Annotated in this window: 2 protein-coding genes; both read left to right on the plus strand. The window is 67.1% G+C overall.

Annotated elements, in window-relative coordinates; genetic code table 11:
* On the plus strand, positions 1-434 hold a 434-nt coding region (locus WCB02_RS16995), incomplete at its 5' end, for an NADPH-dependent FMN reductase (protein WP_423959724.1).
* A partial coding sequence (gene guaA, locus WCB02_RS17000) for a glutamine-hydrolyzing GMP synthase (RefSeq protein ID WP_423959726.1) occupies positions 424-1,598 on the plus strand: 1,175 nt, incomplete at its 3' end. The genes WCB02_RS16995 and guaA, both read left to right, overlap by 11 nt.

Here is a 1,598-nt window from a genome sequence, read left to right on the forward strand (position 1 = left end):
ACCTTGGCCTTCTGCCGCCGTTCAACCCTGACGACGACGTCGAGGATGGACATAAGCCCGAGCCGGTCGCGACGCTGCGGGCGCTTGTGGGCGCGAGCGACGCGCTCATCATCGCCGCCCCGGAATATGCCCACGGCGTTCCCGGCGTTCTGAAGAACGCCCTCGACTGGCTGGTGGCGAGCGAGACCTTTGCCGGCAAGCCGGTCGCGCTCCTCAATGCGTCGCCGCGGGCGTTCCACGCCCAGGCGTCTCTGCGCGAGACGCTGGCGACGATGGCCGCGCGCATCCTTCCCGAGGCCTTCGCCGAACTGTCGCTCGCTGGGAAGCTGGTGACGGCCGACGAAATCCTAGCTGATCCGGGCGCTGCAAGAAGCCTGACCCGCCGCCATTGCGACTCAGCGCGCTTTGCGCCACATGAGCCGCATGGGCCATGACCTCGTCCTCATCGTCGATTTCGGCTCGCAGGTCACGCAGTTGATCGCGCGGCGCGTCCGCGAGGGCGGCGTCTATTGCGAGATCCACCCGTTCTCGAAATCGGGCGAAGCGTTCGCGCGGCTCAAGCCGCGGGCGGTCATCTTCTCCGGCGGGCCGGCGTCGGTTCCGGAGGAAGGTAGTCCGCGCGCGCCGCCGGAGATCTTCAAGAGCGGGGTTCCAATCCTCGCCATCTGCTACGGGCAACAGACATTGTGCGAGCAGCTCGGCGGCAAGGTCGAGAGCGGCCATGCCGCTGAATTCGGCCGGGCCGAGGTCGAGATCCTCGCGCCCTCAGCCCTCTTCGACGGCGTCTGGCAAGTGGGCGGCCGCTACCCGGTGTGGATGAGCCACGGCGACCGGGTGACCCGGCTGCCCGAAGGCTTCCGTGTCTACGCCGTGTCGGAGAACGCGCCCTACGCGGTCGTCGCCGACGAAGCCCGCCGCTACTACACGACCATGTTCCACCCCGAGGTCGTCCATACGCCCGACGGCGCGCGGCTCCTTGCCAATTTCCTCCATAAGATCACGGGCCTCAAAGGCGACTGGACGATGGCCGCCTTCCGCGATGAGGAGATCGCCCGCATCCGCGCGAAGGTCGGAAAATCACGCGTCATCTGCGGCCTCTCGGGCGGGGTCGATTCGGCGGTCGCGGCGGTCCTGATCCACGAGGCGATCGGCGATCAGCTGACCTGCGTCTTCGTCGATCACGGGCTACTCCGGCAGGGGGAAGCGGACGAAGTCGTGAGCCTGTTCCGTGGCCACTTCAACATTCCGCTCGCCCATGTCGACGCGGCCGATGAATTCCTACAGGCGCTCGAAGGCGTCGACGACCCCGAAGCCAAACGCAAGACGATCGGCAAGCTGTTCATCGACGTGTTCGACGCCGAAGCGCGCCGGATCGCGAGCGACGGCCGGGGGCCGGTCGAGTTTCTGGCGCAGGGCACGCTTTATCCCGACGTGATCGAGAGCGTGTCGTTTTCCGGCGGCCCGTCGGTGACGATCAAGAGCCACCACAACGTCGGCGGCTTGCCCGAGCGGATGCAGATGAAGCTCGTCGAGCCGTTGCGCGAATTGTTCAAGGACGAGGTGCGTGCCCTCGGCCGCGAGCTCGGCCTGCCTGAGGC

Source organism: Bradyrhizobium sp., from assembly GCF_049581145.1.
GTDB lineage: Bacteria > Pseudomonadota > Alphaproteobacteria > Rhizobiales > Xanthobacteraceae > Bradyrhizobium.